Here is a 253-nt window from a genome sequence, read left to right as displayed (position 1 = left end):
CGCACAGCGCGGCCGGCACCGACTCGGTCAGGTCGTCCCAGTGCACGTCGACCAGCTCGCGCAGCATCAGGCCGGCGACGAACAGCAGCGCTGGCGCGGTGGCGTAGCCGGGCACCATCGCCGCCAGCGGCGAGAACAGCAGCGCGGCCAGGAACAGCGCGGCGACCACCAGCGCGGTCAGCCCGGTGCGTCCACCGACCTGCACGCCCGAGGCGCTCTCGGCGTAGGCGGTGGTGCTGCTGGTGCCCAGCAG

The 253-nt window shown here is 74.3% G+C and carries 1 protein-coding gene; it reads right to left on the bottom strand.

The features are described from left to right. Positions 1-253 (bottom strand): solute carrier family 23 protein (locus tag SB822_RS59065; protein ID WP_410859371.1); only part of this gene is annotated, 253 nt, incomplete at both ends.

Origin of the sequence: Paraburkholderia sp. SIMBA_054, from assembly GCF_046534875.1 — a bacterium.
Classification (GTDB): Bacteria; Pseudomonadota; Gammaproteobacteria; order Burkholderiales; family Burkholderiaceae; genus Paraburkholderia; species Paraburkholderia hospita.
The sequence above is the reverse complement of the archived record's forward strand: the minus strand, read 5'-3'. Positions and strand labels throughout refer to the sequence as shown.